The organism is Streptosporangium sp. NPDC020145 (genome assembly GCF_040631275.1).
Lineage (GTDB): Bacteria > Actinomycetota > Actinomycetes > Streptosporangiales > Streptosporangiaceae > Streptosporangium.
The window spans coordinates 12,883-28,710 of the sequence record NZ_JBEXZT010000020.1; the positions used below are offsets into that span (position 1 = coordinate 12,883).

Consider the following 15,828-nt stretch of genomic DNA (forward strand, 5'->3'; position numbering starts at 1 on the left):
GGGGAGGCTCCGCATCACCCGGGCGCACAGTCACATGGGGCGTGGCTGTGCGCCGTCCCGCCGGCTCGGGCCCCGAGCATGAGGGCGACGCTCAGGGTCAGGGCGGCGCCCAGGGCCAGGGAGACGACGAAGGGCGCCGTGAGGGACCGGGTGCCGAGATAGGCACCCCCGAGTACGGCCACGCCGAAAGTGCCGCCGAGTTGCTGGACCGCGTTCAGGAGACCGGCCGCCGAACCCGTCTCATGGGGCCGTACCCGGGACAGCGCGACGGCGAAGAAGGGGACGGTGACCAGCCCGCCACCGAGACCGGAGACCCCCAGCGCGGCGGGCAGCCATGAGGGAACGGCGACACCCCAGACCAGTCCGGCCGCGAGCAGGACGATCCCGGCGAACATCAGCCCCGGACCCGTCCTGGGCAGCAACAGTTGCCCGGCCAGCAGCGACGAGACCGCCAGACCGGCAGAGAACGGCAGGACGGTGAGGCTGGAGGCGAGCACCGAGCGGTGCAGGCCGTCCTCGACGTGGAGGACCACGGTGAAGACGACGCCGGTCGACACGGCGAAGTACAGGACGCTTGAGACCAGCGCGGCGGGGAACCCACGGTCGTGGAACAGGCTCGGCTCGAAGACCGGGTCCCGGCCGCTCGCACCGCGTCGCCGTACGTGGGCGGCCAGTACGGCGGCGCCGAGGAAACCGGCGGCGAGCAGGACCCAGGACGTCCCGCCGTTGATCGTCGGGATGACGAAGGCCGCGGCGACGGCGCCGCTGAGCAGGAACCCCGGCACGTCGAGCCCGGGGCGGCGCGCGGGACGGTCCTCGTCGAGGAACCGGGCGCAGACCAGCGTGAGCAGTCCCAGCGGGACGTTGACCAGGAACACCGCCCGCCAGGAGAGTCCGGCGAGGTCGGCGTGGGTGATGAGCCCGCCCAGGACGGGACCCGCGACCGCGGTCAGCCCCATGACCGGCCCGATGAGGCTCAGCGCCCTGCCGAGCGCGGGGCCGTCGAAGGCCGCCCTGATCAGCCCGATGGTCTGCGGGACGACCAGACCGGCGAAACAGCCCTGGACGACCCGCGCGACGAGCAACGCCGTCATGGTCGGCGCCGCCGTACAGGCCGTGGAGGCGAGCAGGAAGCCGCACACGCCGATGACGAACAGACGCCGTCTGCCGTGGATGTCGCCGAGGCGACCGCCGGGGACCAGTGCGACGGCGAACGGGAGCGTGTAGGCGGCGGCGATCCACTGGGTGTCGGAGGCGGTGCCGTACAGGCCGGCCCTGATCACGGGGGCGGCGACGGTGGTGATCGTCGAGTCGAGCAGGTTCATGGCCTCGGCGACCAGGAGCCCGGTCAGGGCGATCCAGCGCCGCGTCGGGGTGGGGGAGGGACTCACCCGCACAGCATGAGAGGCGCCGTACGGTTCCAGACATGAGACGGGCCGGGAGTGAGCGAAACCAGCACGAGACCGCGCTATAAGAGTGGTCGTGGACAGACTCGACCACCAGATCCTGCACGCCCTCGGAATCAACGGGAGGGTGTCGTTCCGTCGGCTCGCCGTGGCGCTCGGGGCGACCGAGCACACGGTCGCGCGGAGATACCGGGCGCTGGTCGAGCGCGGCGTCGTTCGTGTGGTGGCGGTGCCCACGCCGCGCGAGGAGGACATGGGGCAGATGCTCAGGCTCCACGTCCACCCGGGGTCGGCGGCCCGGCTGGCCGACGCGCTCGTCCGCCGCGACGACGTCTCCTGGGTCAGGACCGCGGGGGTCGGCTCGGAGATCATGTGCGGCGTCCGCGCGGCCTCCGCGGAACAACGCGACCACCTGATTCTCGACCAGTTGCCCAGGACGGGACGGGTCACCCGGGTCACCGCGTACGAACTGCTGCACCACTACCGGACTCCCGGTCACGCCGACTGGGAGGGCTTTCCCGACCCGCTCACCGAGCGGCAGCGTGAGCTGGTCGGGCCCGTCCCGGTGCCGGAGAACGTCCCCGGCCTGACCGCCCAGGACCGGGTCCTGCTGGACGCGCTGCGGCACGACGCCCGGCGCCCGGCCGCCGCCCTCGCCGCCGAGACCCACCAGCCCGAGTCGACCGTACGGCGCAGGCTCGACGTCCTGCTGCGTTCCGGGGCGATCCACATCGACCGGGACCTCGACCCGGCTCCCCTCGGCTGTCCGGTCAGCGCGACCCTCCACATCGACGTCGATCCCCGCCACCTGCGCACCGTGGGCGCCGCCCTCGCCCGGCACGCGCCGACGACCTTCGTGGCCGCGGTCACCGGGCCGGTCAACCTGTTCGCGGCCGTGGTGACCGCGACCGTTCGCGACCTCTACGAGTACGTCAGCACGACCCTGGCCGGCATCGACGGCGTGACCCACATCGAGACCGGCATCACCGGCCCCTACCTCAAACACACCCACCTGACCCGAAGGCCACGATGATGAACCACCGATTACCGAGAACGGCACTGCTGACCTGGGCGGCGGCCGTGGCCGTCGCGGCCTTCCCGACCTGGCAGGAGTGGCGTTTCCTGGCCCAGCTCGGCAGCGGCGAGTTCCGGGTCTGCCTGAGCGATCTCTCATGGGACGCCTCCCCGTTGACCTCGTTGCGCGGTGATCTCGATCGGATCATGACGAACGTGTTGACGTGGGCGGTTCCGGCGGGACTGGTGCTGGTGGGGCTTCTCGCCTGCCTCGGCGGCCGGGACGCGCGAAGTGTCGGACGGCGGACGGCGGTGCTCCTCGTCCTGGTCGGGGTGGTCCAGCCGCTCACTCCCGACTATGCCTCCATTGACGGATGCGGCTCGATCCCCCTGTTCAGCGCCGAGTGGTTCGGCACGGTGCTGGGTGTTCTGGGGGAGGACCAGATCTGCCTGCTGGGCGCCGCCGTACTCGTCCTGTGGGCGAGCGCCGCCATGGAACGCCCTGCGGCCCCGTCCCCGGCCGGGGTGGCCTGGCGGCGGGCGGTGGCGCTCCTGGCCGACTACGCGATCATCCTCGTGGTCCTGACCCTCGTCCCCCTGTTCGCCGGTGAGGACTTCCATCTGGACCCACGGGTTGCTGAACCGGGCTTCCCTCTCACTGGACGACGTGGATCTCGAACAGCTGGTCATCCTGCCCACGGTCTTCCTGTACTTCTGGGGACAGCACGCCCTGTGGGGCAGGACGCCGGGCAAACGGCTGATGGGCATACACCTCGTCCACGCGGGTACGGCGAGGACGGCGCTGCGCGCGCTGCTCTTCCCGCTCCTGGTCTTCGTGCCGGTCCACGGGCCGCTCGTCCTCATCGTGGACGGGGCGTGGGCACTCCTCGACCCCGAAGGCCGGATGCTGCACGACCGGCTGATGGGCACCGAGGTTGCCTTGCTGTTTCAGCAAAGAGCTTTGCCAAAACTGGATGGATGATGCATCGTCGTAGGTGACGTTCTCTTCGTACACGTGAGGTGATCTCCCATGCAGAGCAAGCAGGACGGCTACGAGGTCGTGGTGGTCGGCGGCGGGATCGCGGGGCTGACCGCGGCGATGATCCTCGGGCGGTCGCGCCGCTCGGTCCTGGTGGTCGACGCGGGCGAGCAACGCAACACCCCGGCCGCGCACATGCAGGGATACCCCTCACGCGACGGCACGCCACCGGGGGAGTTCCTGGCCGAGGTGCGCAGGGAGGTCGCCGCCTACGGCGTCGAGCTCGTCCGTGACCGGGTGACGGCGGCCGAACCCGACGGGGACGGCGAGTTCGAGGTGACGCTCGGAGACGGCGGCCGGGTGCACGCCCGCCGCCTGGTCGTCGCCACCGGCCTCGTCGACGAGCTTCCCGACCTCCCCGGCGTCGCCGAACGGTGGGGCAGGGACGTGATCCACTGCCCCTACTGCCACGGCTGGGAGGTGCGCGACGAACCGATCGGCGTGCTGTACGGCAGGGCCACGGGCATCCACCAGGCACTGCTGTTCGGTCAGCTCTCGAATGACGTGGTCCTGTTCTCCGGCGCCCACGAGCTCGCCGACTCCGACCTGCGGCTCCTCAGGGCGGCCGGGGTGCGCGTGGCCGACGGTGAGGTCGAGGAGGTCGTGGTCGAGGACGACCGCCTCACCGGAGTACGGCTCGCGGGCGGACAGGTGTTCCCGCGCTCGGTCGTGGTCGTGCCGACGCGCATGGTGCCCCGTGACGAACTCCTCACCAAGCTCGGCGCCCGGACGAAGGACACCCCGGCGGGGCCGTTCGTCGAGGTGGACCCCGTGGGACTGACCAGCGTGCCGGGCGTGTGGGCCGTGGGCAACGCCACCGGACCGGCCGAGCAGGTGGTGAACTCCGCCAGCGCCGGATACCGCGCCGGTGCCGCCGTCAACGCCGACCTGATCCACACCGACCTGGAACGCGCGGCCGCCCTGCTCGGCTGACGGCCGTCCACGACGGGTTCCGGTCGAGGGCGAGGACGGGCAGGAGGGGCAGGCCGGACGGGCGACGTGTCTGTCCTGGGTCCCGGTGGAGTCATCGCCCCCGCGGAGACCCCGCCGCCTACCTGGGCCGATCCTTCAACCTGCGCCATCCGCCGGCGCGGTTGTCGGCGATGATCTGCCGGAACATGGCGGTGAGGGCGGGGGCGTTGATCGCCTCCCCTTCGCGGAAGGCCACCGTACGGGCGGTCTTGTTGTGGTGGCCGGCCGTGATGATGCCTTCGGGGTCGGGGACGATGCCGCCGTCGTACAGGAACACGTTGACATGGTCCTTGGCGGCGAGCAGCGCGCATACGTTGCCCTTGAGCACGAAATAGGGCCGGACCGTCCGCTTGACGGTCTCGGTGACCTCGGGGTCGGCGGCGTGGATCAGGTCTCGGACCTGCCGGCAGATGTCCTGCTGCCACCGGGGCAGGGCCTCGATGTAGTCGTCCACGCGCGGGTCTGTCTCATAGGGCCGTACGTCGTTCACAACCAGGCCCCCACGATCGCCGAGATGACGAGGATTTTGACCAGCCAGTCACCGGCGTGCAGCGCCGCGGTGACGGCGGGTGTCCTCTCCCACATCATGGAGCCGGTGAGCAGCACCGCCGGGAACCCGGCCCAGAGCACCAGGCCGAGTACCACCGTCGACCACACGTCGGTGAGTCCGGCGTACCGGGCCAGGCCCGCGATCACCGCGGCGACCACGAGGCCGCGCACCAGCTCCAGAAGGATCTTCAGCGGCGGCGGCCGGTCGCCCCGATCCGGGGCTCGCTCACCCAGCAGACGTTTCTCGGTCGGGGTGAGTAAGGCGTAGTAGGTCGAACTGAGCACGAACGCCACGATCGACGCGGCGATGACGGAGATCACGCTACCCACGGTCCACCTCTAAGTAAACTAAACGGTACCGTTTATGCTGGCTGTAAACTAAACCGGGTAGTGTTCTCTGTCAAGGAGGTAGTTCGTTGACCGCTTCGACACGGGCCGAGGCCCGCTCGGCGCGCAAGCGCCAGGAGATCCTCACGGCCGCGCGGGCGGTGTTCACCGCCCACGGCTACGTCGGCACGAGCATGGACGCGGTGGCCGCCGCGGCGGGCGCCTCGAAGCGCACGGTGTACCAGTACTTCGCCGACAAGGAGGAACTGTTCACCGGCGTCGTGCTGGACACCGTCGATCGTGGTTACGAGTACTTCAAGCCCGCGATCCGCACGCTCGCGGAGACCGACGACCTTGAGACCGCCTTGCGGGACCACGCCCGGATGACGCTCACCGGGTTGGTGGACCGGGAGATCCTGCAGATGCGACGCCTCGTCATCGCCGAGGCGGAGCGCTTCCCGGCCGTTGGACGTGAGTACTTCGAGCGGAGCTGGGGCCGCACCCTGAAGCTCCTGGCGGAGACCTTCGCGAAGCTCGCCGAGCGCGGCCTGCTGAACGTCCCCGACCCCGAGCGTGCCGCCTACATGTTCACCTGGCTGGTCGTCTCGATCCCCACCAACCGGGCCGCCTTCCTGGGCGACGAGGCCGTCGGCTCTCCTGAGGAGCTGACCGACCTGGCCGACGAGGGCGTCCGCGTCTTCCTCGCCGCCTTCGCCCCCCGGTAGCGCGGGGGAGCGGCTCCCCGCCGGTTGGCCTCGTTCACCGCTCAGAAACGGTCACCGACCGCGATCGTCACGTCTCAGAGCGGTTTGGCGAAGACGATGGCGTAGCGGTCGTAGCCCATTCCGTTCTCGTAGAACGGCACGGAGACGGGGCTGTCCGCGAACGCCTCCAGGGTGAGCAGCCGGGCCCCGCGCTCCCGCCCCCACCGTTCGACCGCCCGCATCAGCCCGGTGCCCGCCCCGCCCCGCCAGTGCGCACGCCGTACGGCCAGGGCGTTGACGAACACCCTGGGCAGGCCGACGTCCCGGGTCATCTGCCGCTCGGCCTCCGCGTGCGGCGGCAGGAAGGTGGCGTGGACGAACCCCACGGCCTGTCCGGCGTGGTCGGCGACGAGGGCGAGCGTGCTCTCGTCGTGGTCGACCAGCTTGTTCTCCAGCCATTCGGAGAGGCCGTCCTCGGACGGAACCTGGAACTCCTTCGGCGCCACCTCCCGGTAGTACTCGGCCGAGTCCCGCCAAGCCCCCGCGACCCCGTCCCCGCCCCGTGCGGGCCGAATCTCGAAAGCACTCATTCCCGCATCCTTCACCACGACGCCTCCCGGAGTACGGCGACGCTCAGTTCGCGGGCTGTGCCGGGTCGGCCGTCTCGTCAGGCGATCCGGACCGCCCGCCGCAGAAGACCTCCGAGACGAGCATCCGGATCACCTTCTGGAACGCCCCGGCCAGGGACATCGCGGAGTCGTCCACGTAGTTCAGCGAGGCGGTCAGGATCGTGCCGCCGTCGGGCGTGCTGTACATCAGCGCCGCATGGCCCGTGATGCCGCCGTTGTGGGTGATGACGGTGCCGCCGCACTCCGTGTCCTGCACGAACACGCCCAGGCCGTAGCCGGCCTTGGGGTGCGGCGTGCACATCTCGGCCAGCAGTGGAGCCGGCAGGAGCCTGCCGCCCACGAGCGCGGAGACGAACGTGTGCAGATCCCGGGCGGTCGAGATCATGTCACCGCCGCTGGAGATCCAGGAGGGGTCGTGGCGGGTGACGTCGATCGTCCTCTGCAGGTCGCCGTCCTGGTAGCGGTAGTAGGCGTGGGCGTGTGGCCCGGGGATCTCCGGGCCGTCGGGCACCACGGTGTCCGACAGCCCGAGCGGTTCCAGGATCAGCCGCCGCATCTCCTCGGCGAGTGAGCGGCCGGTGACCTTCTCGACCAGCAGCCTGGCCAGCACGTAGTTGGTGTTGGAGTAGCTCCAGTCCGTCCCCGGCTCGAACCGCGCGGGCTTGGACAGCGCCAGCCGTACCAACTCCTCCGGCCGGTAGGTCCTGAACCGGCCGTCCACCCACTCCTTGCCCTGGCAGGGGATTCCCGGCGCGAACGTCGCGTCGTCGTAGTACTCGCCGGTGAAGTTGAACACCCCGCTGGTGTGCTGCAACAGCATCCGTACGGTGATCCGCCGGTCAAGCCCGAACCCGGTCAGGTGGTCGTCCGCCAGGGTGTCCAGCTCGATCCTGCCCTCGGCCACGAGCAGCAGGACCAAAGCCGCGACGAAGGTCTTGGTGTTGCTGCCGATCCGGACGTGTCCGTTGGCCGGTGGCTCGTCGGGCCCGCCCAGCTCGCTCACCCCGGCGCTACCGGTCCACTCGCCCCGGTCGTCGTGCACGCGCAGGTGCACCCCGGTGAAACCCGAATCGACGATCTCCTGGACGGCCTTCCGCAGCTCCGGACGATCCTGGCTGGTGTGGGTGACGGACATGGTGGTGCGCTCCTTCTGCTGTGAACCGTGGTGAACGTCGAGCGGACGGACGAAGGTCGCGGGTCAGAGACCGCGGGCGACGATGTCGCCGTGGGCGGTGGTCGCGTGGATGACGAGCTGGGCGGCGGCGCCCTCGGTGTTGTTGAGCGAGTTGTGGACCCGGCCGTAGGAGGTGCCGGCGTCCAGGGAGGCCGAGACTCCGGGGGCGGCGCCGATCGACACCCCTCCGGCCTCGGTGCGCAGCACGACCGTGCCGCGTACGGCCTCGGTGACGCGGATGTCGCCCTTGCTGACGTTGATCTCCGCGGGACCGTTGAGCCGACCGACCGAGATGTCGCCTGCGGCGGTGGTGATGCGGGCACTCGCGGCCTCGTCGATCACGACCGGGCCGTGCGCGCCCTCGAAGGCGACGTCGCCGAACTGTCCGACGCCCCGGAACTCGGCGTCGGCCACCTTCGCCTCGACGTGGGAGCCTGCGGGCAGCCGTACGGTCACCTCGACGGATCCCGAGGGGCCGAGGAACTGGTTCCTCCCCGCCGGGGCCGTGACCCGCAGGACGCCATCGCCGTATTCGACCCTGGTCTGCTCCGCCGCCGTCACGTCGCGGCCCTTCGAGGGGTCCGTGGGCAGGATCTCGACCGTGGTGTCGGCCCGGTCGGCGGCGATGAGCTGGACGCGTCCCGCGGGGACGTCCAGGACGACGGAGATGGGGGCGGGGGTGTTGAAGGTCTTCATGTGCTCTCCTGCGGGCTGTCGTTTCGAACAATGGAAACGCTACGTTGCCTTTTGAGATTGAGCAACATCACTGTTGCGTGCATGAGACAAACAAGCAGGTAGAAGCATGTAAATCGTTGCGATGGGTCCACTTTCAACGCAACGGGCATCGGCTGGTGCGTTGCAATGGATCGAGATTGAACGCTATGCTGGACAGGTCGCAGACCACGAAGGAGACCCTGATGCCAGGAGGCAGGCTCACCCAGCAGGACCGCCAGCAGATCGCGCTGGGACTGGCCGACGGCCTGGCCTACGCGGAGATCGCCAGGAGCCTTGACCGTCCCACCTCGACGATCACACGCGAGGTGATGCGCAACGGCGGTCCCACCGCCTACCGCGCCGACCTGGCCCACCGCGCCACCGAACGCCGTGTCCGCCGCAGGAGGGCCGCGCCCCGGAGCCTCGACACGGCCCCGCAGGCCCACGGACGCGATGCCGAGGCGGTGCGTGAGTACGAAGAGGAGTTCGCCACCGTCTTCATGCGGTCGGGCCTGCCCAAGATGACGGCCAAGGCGCTGGCCAGCCTCTACGCCACCGACGCGGGCAGCCTCACCGCCTCCGAACTCGCCGGGCGCCTCCAGGCCAGCCCCGCGTCCGTCTCCAAGGCGATCGCGTTCCTTGAGGACCAGGGTCTTGTCCGTCGTGAACGCGACGAACGCCGCCGTGAACGCTATGTGGTCGACGACGACGTCCTGTACCAGTCGATGATGGCCAGCGCCCGCGCCACCGCCCATCTCGGCGAGGTCGCGCGGCAGGGCGTCCGCGTTCTCGGCCCCGGCACCCCGGCCGCCGCCCGCCTGGAGAACATCGCTCGCTTCGTCACCTTTGTCTCCGAGAGCATCGTCCGCGCCGCGGACCAGGCCCGCGAGATCCTCCACACGAAGCCCGAGGAGACCTCGGACGGCGCTCCCTGAACCGAACGCGGGTCGCGGCGGACGGCCTTCGCGACCCGCGCGTTCGTGGTTCGGACGTCCACCGTCGAGTCCTCCGGTCGCGGGTTCCCGACGGGAGGACGGGACGCGTGCGGTCAGTCGACCTTGGCCACCTGGTTCGCGGGAGGAACGCTGACGGAGACCCGGCTTCCCCAGCCGCTGTAGGAGGTGTCGGCCTCGGTATTGCTGCTGATCGGGTTCTTGGCGGTCTTCGCAAGAACCCACTTCGCGAACAGCCGCACCACCTGGCCCTTTTCGTTGGTCCAGAGCTGCCAGGAGATATCGGCGTTGACCTTCTTGCCGTACTCCGACCTGCATGAGGGTGAGACCGCGCACAGCGCTTTCACGGTGATGGAACCGGAATAGCGTGTCGTGGTGGTTCCCCTGTCGGACCGGGCGGATTTCAGAAGTTCACGCAGGGTCGTGGGTTCGAAGATGTTGATGTCCTGCTCGGTGAACTCGTACGGCTGGTAATCGAGAATCGAGCTGCGGGCCCACGTCTTTCCCTGGGGCAGCATGTCCGACCAGGCTCCCCCCGAGGCGTAGGTCCTCCCTCCGACGACGCGGAACCTGACCTTCCTGCCGCCGCTGCTGAGGCGGGTGGCGTCCGCTGCCACCGCCCGGCCCTTTCCGAAGGCCAGGACCCCCGTGGTGTGGAAGGTGATCGTCGATGTGGCCGGTTTGTCACTCAGCCAGAACTTCCATTTCGCCGAGGTGGTCACCCCGTTTCCCGGGGTCATGAGCTTTTCCATGACCGTCACCGGATCCGGTGACGCGAGGGCCGTCTGGTGTGGGGCGAGCAGGGTCAGCGACGTCGTCGCGACCAGAAAAGAACACGACAGTGCCATCTCGACGCCTTTCGAGGAGAGGGGGACAGGGAAAATCCTGCGGTTCTCCCGGCGGCTTAGGCAACTCATATTCTGGATTCGTGAGGATGTCTGACGGACGATGATTGCGCGGGGCGCGACTCGTGGGCTCCCCCCTTGGTCACCCGAGCGGGCCCCGCTCAATTCTCCGGCGTCAGCGCATTCTTTCGACGCTCATGAATATCGATTTTTGTGTCAGCCGCGATCCGGTTCTGCGGCCGTTCCTGCGGTCATCCCTGACGGTCGGGGTGGAGCAGGGCGCGGATGTCGCCTTCGCGGTAGCGGCGTTGGCCGCTGGGGGTGCGGACGGAGGGGATCTTTCCTGTCAGGGCCCATCGGTTGACGGTCTTGGGGTCGACGCCGAAGACGCGGGCGACCTCGGCGGGGGTGAGAAGCCGTTCTGTGGCGCCGGTTTCGGTGGTGAAGGTTCCGTCGGGGCTGACGATGCTGGTCATGAAGGGTTCCTGTACGGGGTCAGTTGCGGATGAGGTGGATGATCTCGTCCTGGTGGCCGAGGGCCCGGGCGAGACGGTGGATGGTGGTGCGAGCGACGGAGTCACGCGCCCCCGCGGCGTGCTGGGTGGGGGTGACCGGCTGGTAGCGGTGCGCCCACCACCGGGGCAGGCCGGGCAGGTCGCGTGCCTCGTAGCGCCAGCCGCGATGAATGCTGCCGAGCAGGTCGATCAGCCGCCGCTCATGGTCGGTCATGGTCGTCTCCGTTCGCGGGGCATGGGGCAGGGGCGGGCAGGGGCCAGAAGACGGACGGTTGACACCCGGGTGAGGGTTGCCGGATATGGCGTGTGTAATGGGACACATATGGATTTATCCGATGGCCAAGTCATGCGAACACGGCAGACACCAGGCAAAAGTGTGAGAATCCGCTGAACCTTCCCGAACAGCCACTAAAGAAACGATGGGGCGGTTTCCTTCCCTGGACGCACCGAAAACCCCAGTTTCGGCGCACAGAAATCGCCGTGGCGGAGTGTGGTTCTCACGAGGTACGGCGTGCGTTCCCGGGGTGGGGCGCTCTCCGCCGTCTACGGGTGAGCGCACGGGCGTCCGGGGCCGATGAGAAAGATCGACGGCGCGGCGGCAGGCCAGGCCGTGCCGTGCCCGTCGAACGGTGGGAGGGTCTCCTCAGCCCCGCGCGGCAGGCTTGACGGGCTCGTCCGGCGCGGGGGGGTCTCCGGCTCAGCCGTTGGCTGCGCGATCGGTGAGGGCGGGTAGAAGGGCGGTCATGGTGAGGACGGCGGTCAGAGCGAAGGCGAGGGGATAGCCGGTCCGCTGGGCGACCATGCCGAAGGCGACGGCGCCGATCCCCATGCCCGCGTCGTAGGCGAAGTTCCACAGGGCGGTGACCGTGCCGTACCCGGAGGCCGTGACCCGGGCGTACATCAACGTCAGGGTGGCGTTCTGGGCGATCCCGAAGCCCGCGCTGAACAGCACGACCCCGGTGACGACGGCGACGGCGTCGTTGGTCAGCGCGGTCAGGAGCATCCCGGCGGCCGAGGCCAGCAGGGCGGGCACCACGAGCCCGGCGGAGCCGTACCGGTCGCCGTGACGGCCGGCGAGCCAGCGGGCGACGGTGGCGGCGGCAGGGTGTACGAACAGGGCCGTGGCCACCAGACCGTCAAGCTCGTCCGGTACGGCAAGCGGCAGGAACGTGACGGCGATCCCCGAGCCGAGGGCGGTGGTGGCCAGGACGGTCGCGGGCCTGACCAGGGCGCCGGTGCGGAAGCCCGCGGCCACCCCGATCGTCGGCCCCGGCAGGTCCCGGCCCTCGGGAAGGCCGGGCACCGCCAGGAGCGCGACCAGCGCGACGAGGGCCGCCAGGACGAACACGGTCTCGTAGTTCACGCGGTTGGCCAGCCAGATCCCGAGCGGCAGTCCCACCAGGGACGGCACGCCGGACACGACGCCGACGAGCCCCAGCCCTTCGGCGCGGCGCTCCGGCGGGATCAGCGCGGCGGTCAGCGTGCCGCCCGCGACGATCGTGAGCGCGAACCCCAGGCCGCGCAGCAGGCAGATCACCACGGTCCACGTGAGGTCGTCGGAGACGGTCAGCAGCAGGGCGGGCACGCCGAGCAGGACGAGTCCCGCGGCCAGGGGGAGGCGGTGGCCGTACCGGGTGACGACGCGCGGGGCGGCCAGTTCGCCGACCACCGTGGCCAGCATCAGCGCTCCCGTGGTCAGCCCGGCGGCGTCCTGCCCGCCGGAGGCCGTCGCGCGCAGCGGCACGACCGACATCAGGAGGAACAGACTTCCCAGAGCGCCGACCACGGTTACAAAGCGCAACAAAAGCGCTCTGGACAGTAATGGCGGCCGCCCATCAAGGAGCAGGGCGGTTTCTTCGCGTGGAGGCATGGGGTGCAAGTTAGAACCTGACCAAGTACTGGCGCGTTCTTTTCCGTGTCTTTGGAGAGACCGCTTTGTTGACGGCCTTAGTGAGGCCGGGACAACTCGACCAGTTCGATGGGGTTGGCGGTGGTTTGCACCCCGGCTCGTCCCGCCGGGCCGGGGGTGTTCGGGCGTCGATCGCCGGTCTCGTCGGACCCGTTCGAGCGACCGTGGCCCGGGTCGCGAACCCCTGCCCCGGCTTGGCCCAGGGCGTCGGCCGGGCGCGCCGTCACCGGGCGCGACCGGTCCGCACCGCAGACGAGATCGCATCTGCGGTGTCCCGGCGCCCGCGGCCGTCCGGCGCGCGCCGGGAGCGGTGACTCGATCAGCGCCCACCGCTCATCCGTGAGATCAGGGGGATGGAAAAGGACGTCGTGTCGTTTCCGTTTTCTGCCCGCTGCGGGGCGGCTTCACGGCCGGCCCTCAGAAACGCTTTCGGTCATTGCCCGCTCTCTCAGAACAATGAGCGGCCGCCGTTCGTCTCAACAGGAAGGTCCCGACTCTCTTGAGAGGTGCGGCGTGAAGAAGGAACGGGTTTACATCGGCCTTTCACTTTTCGGGCTGGCCGGAATATGTGCCCTGGCGGGCTGGCTCTGGTGGCTGGACCTGTTCGGAAAGCTCGTGTTGTGGTTCGGTGCCGCGTCCTTCACCTGGAAGGGCTTCCAGGCCCTTCTGGGAAAGACCGGCTCTCCGCAGGCGCAGGTCACCGCCCAGCCAGCCCCGCCCACTCTCCCTGACTCCGCGCTTCGGGCGCCGACGAACGCCCCGTCGCCGCCCGGGAACCCTTCACCGCTTTCCGCCTCCCCGGACGGTCTGTCCGAGCGAACGGATCACGGGGAGGTCTGGGCGGCGGTGAAATCCACGACCAGCGACACCGTGCGCGGTATGCGGCGGTTCTGGGTCGTGATCGCTCTCCTTCTCCTGGTGCCGATGACGCTGGGCCTGGCCATCGGTGGGATCGTCACGCTTTTCAGCGGCGACGTGCCGACGGCCGGTCTCATGTGCGCGGCGGCCGGTTTCCTGGTGTGGTACTGCTGCGGCCCGCTGCGGCGCTTCTGGAAGACGGGGGAAATCGAGGTGACCGAATGACCGGCCGACCCCTGATCTTCGTGGCAATGGGAACTTCTTGACCACCATGCGCACGACGACGCCCGGCGGGGTGTCTCAGAGGTCGAGGTCGTCCAGTTCCTTCAGCAGGGCGGCTCGGGAGTCCTCAGGGGAGGAGGGCTTGGCGGCGCCCGCCCTGGAGGCGGGGGCGGGGGCGGAGGCGGCGGCACGGTTCCGGAACAGCCAGCCGCCGAGCAGACCGCCCAGGAAGCCGAACACGTGGCCCTGCCAGGCGACGCCCTCCTGGGGCAGCAGTCCCCCGGTGATCTGGTAGGCGAAGCACAGCGCCATGACGACGCCGACCACGATGTCGATCAGGTGCCGGTCGAAGGCGCCGCGCACCAGCACGTAACCGAAGTAGCCGAAGACGACGCCGCTCGCGCCCACGGCGACGCTCGTCGAGCCGGCGGTGAGCCATTCGCCCAGGCCGCTGACCAGGATGATGAGGCCGGTCACGCCGAGGAACCTGACGACTCCCCGGTAGGCGGACAGGAAGCCGAAGACGAACAGCGGTCCCGAGTTGGCCTCGATGTGCTCCCAGCTCCAGTGCAGGAACGGCGACGTCGCGATGCCGGGCAGGGTGGAGGGGGTCCAGCCGCGCACGCCGTACTGGTAACTCAGGGCGTAACCGGAGATCCAGTTGACGACCTGGACCGCCCAGATGAGGGCCAGGAAGCCGACCATCGTCCAGAAGGCCTTGCGGGCCTCGGCGACCATGATTTCGGCTGACTGCCCCTTGGCTTGCATCTGACGTCTCCCCGAGGCGATCACCCGACAAGGATCAACACTGTAATAGCCAGGTACGTCAGTTTTCGCCTGGATGATCCGGGGCGAGGATCAGAGCGGCGGCTCCGGGTGGTGCCAGGGGAAGACGACGGGCTCGGCGGGTACGGCGCCGGAGAGCAGGTCCCCGAGCAGGGCCGCCAGACCGAGGGGGATGACCGATTCCCGGGTCGCGCGCAGGTCGGGCAGCGACCACCAGCGGGACCGGTCGATCATCGAGCGTTCGAGGTCCTCCATGCCGGAGTCGTCGATCTCGCCCCCGCCGGTCCGCAGAAAGAAGAAGGAGTCCTGGGAGAGGAACAGCCTGCCGTCCTTGTGGACCCAGTGCCCTGAGCTGGTGGCCACGACGGGGCCGAAGTCCTCGGGCGAGGCCCGCCGCCCGGTCTCCTCGAACAGCTCGCGGGCCGCGGCCTGTGGCGCGGTCTCACCGTCCGCGAGGCCTCCGCCGGGGGTGAACCAGGCGTGGCTGGAGTCCTTCCCCATGCCGGGTCCGTGGAAGAGCAGGACGCGGTCGCGGTCGTCGACCAGCAGGATCCGTGCGGACGGCCGGACGATCACCTCGGGCATGCCGGTGATCCTACGCCTGGGGCTCCCGGCCCGCGTGGCGGCGATAGTAGCGCGCGACCCGCACCCGGTTGCCGCACAGCTCGGGCGAACACCAGCGGCGCCGGGGGTGCGCGGGCAGGAACAGCATGCAGCAGCCCGGCCCGTCGCAGTCACGCACGGTCCCGATCGGCCCGGCGAGCAGGTCGATCGTGGCGCCCGCCAGCAGCGAAAGCAGCGTCGAGCGGTAGTCGCCCTCCCGCTCGGCCCCCACGACCACCCGCCCCTCGCGCCAGTCCAACGTCCGGTACGGCGAGGCCAGCCGGTCGGCGTCGCTCAGCGCCCGCAGCGCCCGCTCCGGCGGTTCGAGGCCCCGGCGCGCCAGATCCACCACGGTCGTGACGGCCTCGCGCAGTTCGACGACGGCCGCGCGGTCGGCCTCGGTCAGGGCGGCGGTGGGCTGGGGCAGGCGGTGCTCCTGCGAGGCCAGCCACCGGCGCAGGCCGTCGAGGGTCGCGAGGTGGTCGACGGGCCCTTCGGGGGAGCCGCCCTTGGTGTTGATCAGGTCCAGGGCGAGGGGCTCGCCGGTCAGCGGAAGGTCCATGGCTCTAATGGTACTTCTTCGCGTTGACGCATTAGATGATCGAGCGC

At 69.8% G+C, this 15,828-nt stretch carries 20 protein-coding genes; 7 read left to right on the top strand and 13 right to left on the bottom strand.

Annotated elements, in window-relative coordinates; genetic code table 11:
• Positions 1 to 14 precede the first annotated feature (14 nt).
• Positions 15 to 1,391, bottom strand: coding sequence for an MFS transporter (locus ABZ463_RS28895; RefSeq protein ID WP_362780864.1), 1,377 nt, complete (start codon positions 1,389 to 1,391; stop codon positions 15 to 17).
• A 91-nt stretch (positions 1,392 to 1,482) separates the two neighbouring features.
• Between ABZ463_RS28895 and ABZ463_RS28900 the strand changes: the two genes are divergently transcribed.
• The 3 genes from ABZ463_RS28900 to ABZ463_RS28910 all read left to right on the top strand — a co-directional run bounded on the left by ABZ463_RS28900 (position 1,483) and on the right by ABZ463_RS28910 (position 4,392).
• Complete coding sequence (locus ABZ463_RS28900) at positions 1,483 to 2,439, top strand: Lrp/AsnC family transcriptional regulator (protein WP_362780867.1); 957 nt, start codon at positions 1,483 to 1,485, stop codon at positions 2,437 to 2,439.
• A gap of 588 nt (positions 2,440 to 3,027) precedes the next feature.
• Complete coding sequence (locus ABZ463_RS28905) at positions 3,028 to 3,402, top strand: RDD family protein (RefSeq protein WP_362780869.1); 375 nt, start codon at positions 3,028 to 3,030, stop codon at positions 3,400 to 3,402.
• 48 nt (positions 3,403 to 3,450) lie between these two features.
• Positions 3,451 to 4,392, top strand: a complete 942-nt coding sequence (locus ABZ463_RS28910; RefSeq protein WP_352014806.1) for an NAD(P)/FAD-dependent oxidoreductase — start codon at positions 3,451 to 3,453, stop codon at positions 4,390 to 4,392.
• A gap of 118 nt (positions 4,393 to 4,510) precedes the next feature.
• Here the strand turns inward: ABZ463_RS28910 and ABZ463_RS28915 are convergent, their stop codons facing one another.
• Both ABZ463_RS28915 and ABZ463_RS28920 read right to left on the bottom strand, forming a co-directional pair.
• A complete protein-coding gene (locus tag ABZ463_RS28915; protein WP_362780872.1) occupies positions 4,511 to 4,885 on the bottom strand; it encodes a DUF1801 domain-containing protein in 375 nt (124 codons plus the stop codon).
• Between the two features lie 32 nt (positions 4,886 to 4,917).
• Positions 4,918 to 5,301, bottom strand: a complete 384-nt coding sequence (locus ABZ463_RS28920) for a DUF1761 domain-containing protein (RefSeq protein WP_362780875.1) — start codon at positions 5,299 to 5,301, stop codon at positions 4,918 to 4,920.
• A 95-nt stretch (positions 5,302 to 5,396) separates the two neighbouring features.
• Between ABZ463_RS28920 and ABZ463_RS28925 the strand changes: the two genes are divergently transcribed.
• A complete protein-coding gene (locus ABZ463_RS28925; RefSeq protein ID WP_362780877.1) occupies positions 5,397 to 6,032 on the top strand; it encodes a TetR/AcrR family transcriptional regulator in 636 nt (211 codons plus the stop codon).
• Positions 6,033 to 6,106: 74 nt separating this feature from the next.
• Here ABZ463_RS28925 and ABZ463_RS28930 read toward each other — a convergent pair whose 3' ends face one another.
• The 3 genes from ABZ463_RS28930 to ABZ463_RS28940 all read right to left on the bottom strand — a co-directional run bounded on the left by ABZ463_RS28930 (position 6,107) and on the right by ABZ463_RS28940 (position 8,510).
• Positions 6,107 to 6,601, bottom strand: a complete 495-nt coding sequence (locus ABZ463_RS28930; protein ID WP_362780880.1) for a GNAT family N-acetyltransferase — start codon at positions 6,599 to 6,601, stop codon at positions 6,107 to 6,109.
• A gap of 43 nt (positions 6,602 to 6,644) precedes the next feature.
• Positions 6,645 to 7,775 carry a serine hydrolase domain-containing protein gene (locus tag ABZ463_RS28935; RefSeq protein ID WP_362780882.1) on the bottom strand — a complete coding sequence of 377 codons (1,131 nt, stop codon included), beginning with the start codon at positions 7,773 to 7,775 and terminating at the stop codon, positions 6,645 to 6,647.
• Between the two features lie 63 nt (positions 7,776 to 7,838).
• Entirely contained in the window at positions 7,839 to 8,510 is a 672-nt protein-coding gene (locus ABZ463_RS28940) for a DUF4097 family beta strand repeat-containing protein (RefSeq protein ID WP_362780885.1), read from the bottom strand.
• A 221-nt stretch (positions 8,511 to 8,731) separates the two neighbouring features.
• Here ABZ463_RS28940 and ABZ463_RS28945 point away from each other — a divergent pair, with 221 nt between their 5' ends.
• Entirely contained in the window at positions 8,732 to 9,463 is a 732-nt protein-coding gene (locus ABZ463_RS28945) for a helix-turn-helix domain-containing protein (RefSeq protein WP_362781095.1), read from the top strand.
• 113 nt (positions 9,464 to 9,576) lie between these two features.
• On the opposite strand, the gene ABZ463_RS28950 is transcribed toward ABZ463_RS28945, so the two are convergent.
• Positions 9,577 to 9,999, bottom strand: a complete 423-nt coding sequence (locus tag ABZ463_RS28950) for a hypothetical protein (protein ID WP_362780887.1) — start codon at positions 9,997 to 9,999, stop codon at positions 9,577 to 9,579.
• A 142-nt stretch (positions 10,000 to 10,141) separates the two neighbouring features.
• Here ABZ463_RS28950 and ABZ463_RS28955 point away from each other — a divergent pair, with 142 nt between their 5' ends.
• Positions 10,142 to 10,423 carry a hypothetical protein gene (locus tag ABZ463_RS28955; RefSeq protein ID WP_362780889.1) on the top strand — a complete coding sequence of 94 codons (282 nt, stop codon included), beginning with the start codon at positions 10,142 to 10,144 and terminating at the stop codon, positions 10,421 to 10,423.
• A gap of 154 nt (positions 10,424 to 10,577) precedes the next feature.
• Here the strand turns inward: ABZ463_RS28955 and ABZ463_RS28960 are convergent, their stop codons facing one another.
• The 3 genes from ABZ463_RS28960 to ABZ463_RS28970 all read right to left on the bottom strand — a co-directional run bounded on the left by ABZ463_RS28960 (position 10,578) and on the right by ABZ463_RS28970 (position 12,642).
• A complete protein-coding gene (locus ABZ463_RS28960) occupies positions 10,578 to 10,802 on the bottom strand; it encodes a BldC family transcriptional regulator (RefSeq protein ID WP_352014798.1) in 225 nt (74 codons plus the stop codon).
• A gap of 19 nt (positions 10,803 to 10,821) precedes the next feature.
• Entirely contained in the window at positions 10,822 to 11,055 is a 234-nt protein-coding gene (locus ABZ463_RS28965; protein ID WP_352014797.1) for a hypothetical protein, read from the bottom strand.
• Positions 11,056 to 11,538: 483 nt separating this feature from the next.
• Positions 11,539 to 12,642, bottom strand: a complete 1,104-nt coding sequence (locus tag ABZ463_RS28970) for an MFS transporter (RefSeq protein WP_362780893.1) — start codon at positions 12,640 to 12,642, stop codon at positions 11,539 to 11,541.
• A gap of 447 nt (positions 12,643 to 13,089) precedes the next feature.
• On the opposite strand from ABZ463_RS28970, the gene ABZ463_RS28975 reads away from it, so the two are divergent.
• Positions 13,090 to 13,833, top strand: coding sequence for a hypothetical protein (locus ABZ463_RS28975; protein ID WP_362780895.1), 744 nt, complete (start codon positions 13,090 to 13,092; stop codon positions 13,831 to 13,833).
• 75 nt (positions 13,834 to 13,908) lie between these two features.
• Here the strand turns inward: ABZ463_RS28975 and ABZ463_RS28980 are convergent, their stop codons facing one another.
• From ABZ463_RS28980 to ABZ463_RS28990, 3 genes are all read right to left on the bottom strand, one after another.
• Positions 13,909 to 14,598, bottom strand: a complete 690-nt coding sequence (locus ABZ463_RS28980) for a rhomboid family intramembrane serine protease (RefSeq protein ID WP_362780897.1) — start codon at positions 14,596 to 14,598, stop codon at positions 13,909 to 13,911.
• 90 nt (positions 14,599 to 14,688) lie between these two features.
• Complete coding sequence (locus tag ABZ463_RS28985; RefSeq protein ID WP_362780899.1) at positions 14,689 to 15,201, bottom strand: NUDIX domain-containing protein; 513 nt, start codon at positions 15,199 to 15,201, stop codon at positions 14,689 to 14,691.
• 10 nt (positions 15,202 to 15,211) lie between these two features.
• Positions 15,212 to 15,781 carry a CGNR zinc finger domain-containing protein gene (locus ABZ463_RS28990; protein WP_362780902.1) on the bottom strand — a complete coding sequence of 190 codons (570 nt, stop codon included), beginning with the start codon at positions 15,779 to 15,781 and terminating at the stop codon, positions 15,212 to 15,214.
• Positions 15,782 to 15,828: the final 47 nt, after the last annotated feature.

Bases quoted from the DNA above. Each gene is read 5' to 3' on its own strand.
- ABZ463_RS28950 (WP_362780887.1), bottom strand. From the start codon at position 9,999: ATGCTGCCCCAGGGAAAGACGTGGGCCCGCAGCTCGATTCTCGATTAC.
- ABZ463_RS28930 (WP_362780880.1), bottom strand. From the start codon at position 6,601: ATGAGTGCTTTCGAGATTCGGCCCGCACGGGGCGGGGACGGGGTCGCG.
- ABZ463_RS28945 (WP_362781095.1), top strand. From the start codon at position 8,732: ATGCCAGGAGGCAGGCTCACCCAGCAGGACCGCCAGCAGATCGCGCTG.
- ABZ463_RS28980 (WP_362780897.1), bottom strand. From the start codon at position 14,598: ATGCAAGCCAAGGGGCAGTCAGCCGAAATCATGGTCGCCGAGGCCCGC.
- ABZ463_RS28910 (WP_352014806.1), top strand. From the start codon at position 3,451: ATGCAGAGCAAGCAGGACGGCTACGAGGTCGTGGTGGTCGGCGGCGGG.
- ABZ463_RS28935 (WP_362780882.1), bottom strand. From the start codon at position 7,775: ATGTCCGTCACCCACACCAGCCAGGATCGTCCGGAGCTGCGGAAGGCC.
- ABZ463_RS28985 (WP_362780899.1), bottom strand. From the start codon at position 15,201: ATGCCCGAGGTGATCGTCCGGCCGTCCGCACGGATCCTGCTGGTCGAC.
- ABZ463_RS28990 (WP_362780902.1), bottom strand. From the start codon at position 15,781: ATGGACCTTCCGCTGACCGGCGAGCCCCTCGCCCTGGACCTGATCAAC.
- ABZ463_RS28960 (WP_352014798.1), bottom strand. From the start codon at position 10,802: ATGACCAGCATCGTCAGCCCCGACGGAACCTTCACCACCGAAACCGGC.
- ABZ463_RS28940 (WP_362780885.1), bottom strand. From the start codon at position 8,510: ATGAAGACCTTCAACACCCCCGCCCCCATCTCCGTCGTCCTGGACGTC.
- ABZ463_RS28965 (WP_352014797.1), bottom strand. From the start codon at position 11,055: ATGACCGACCATGAGCGGCGGCTGATCGACCTGCTCGGCAGCATTCAT.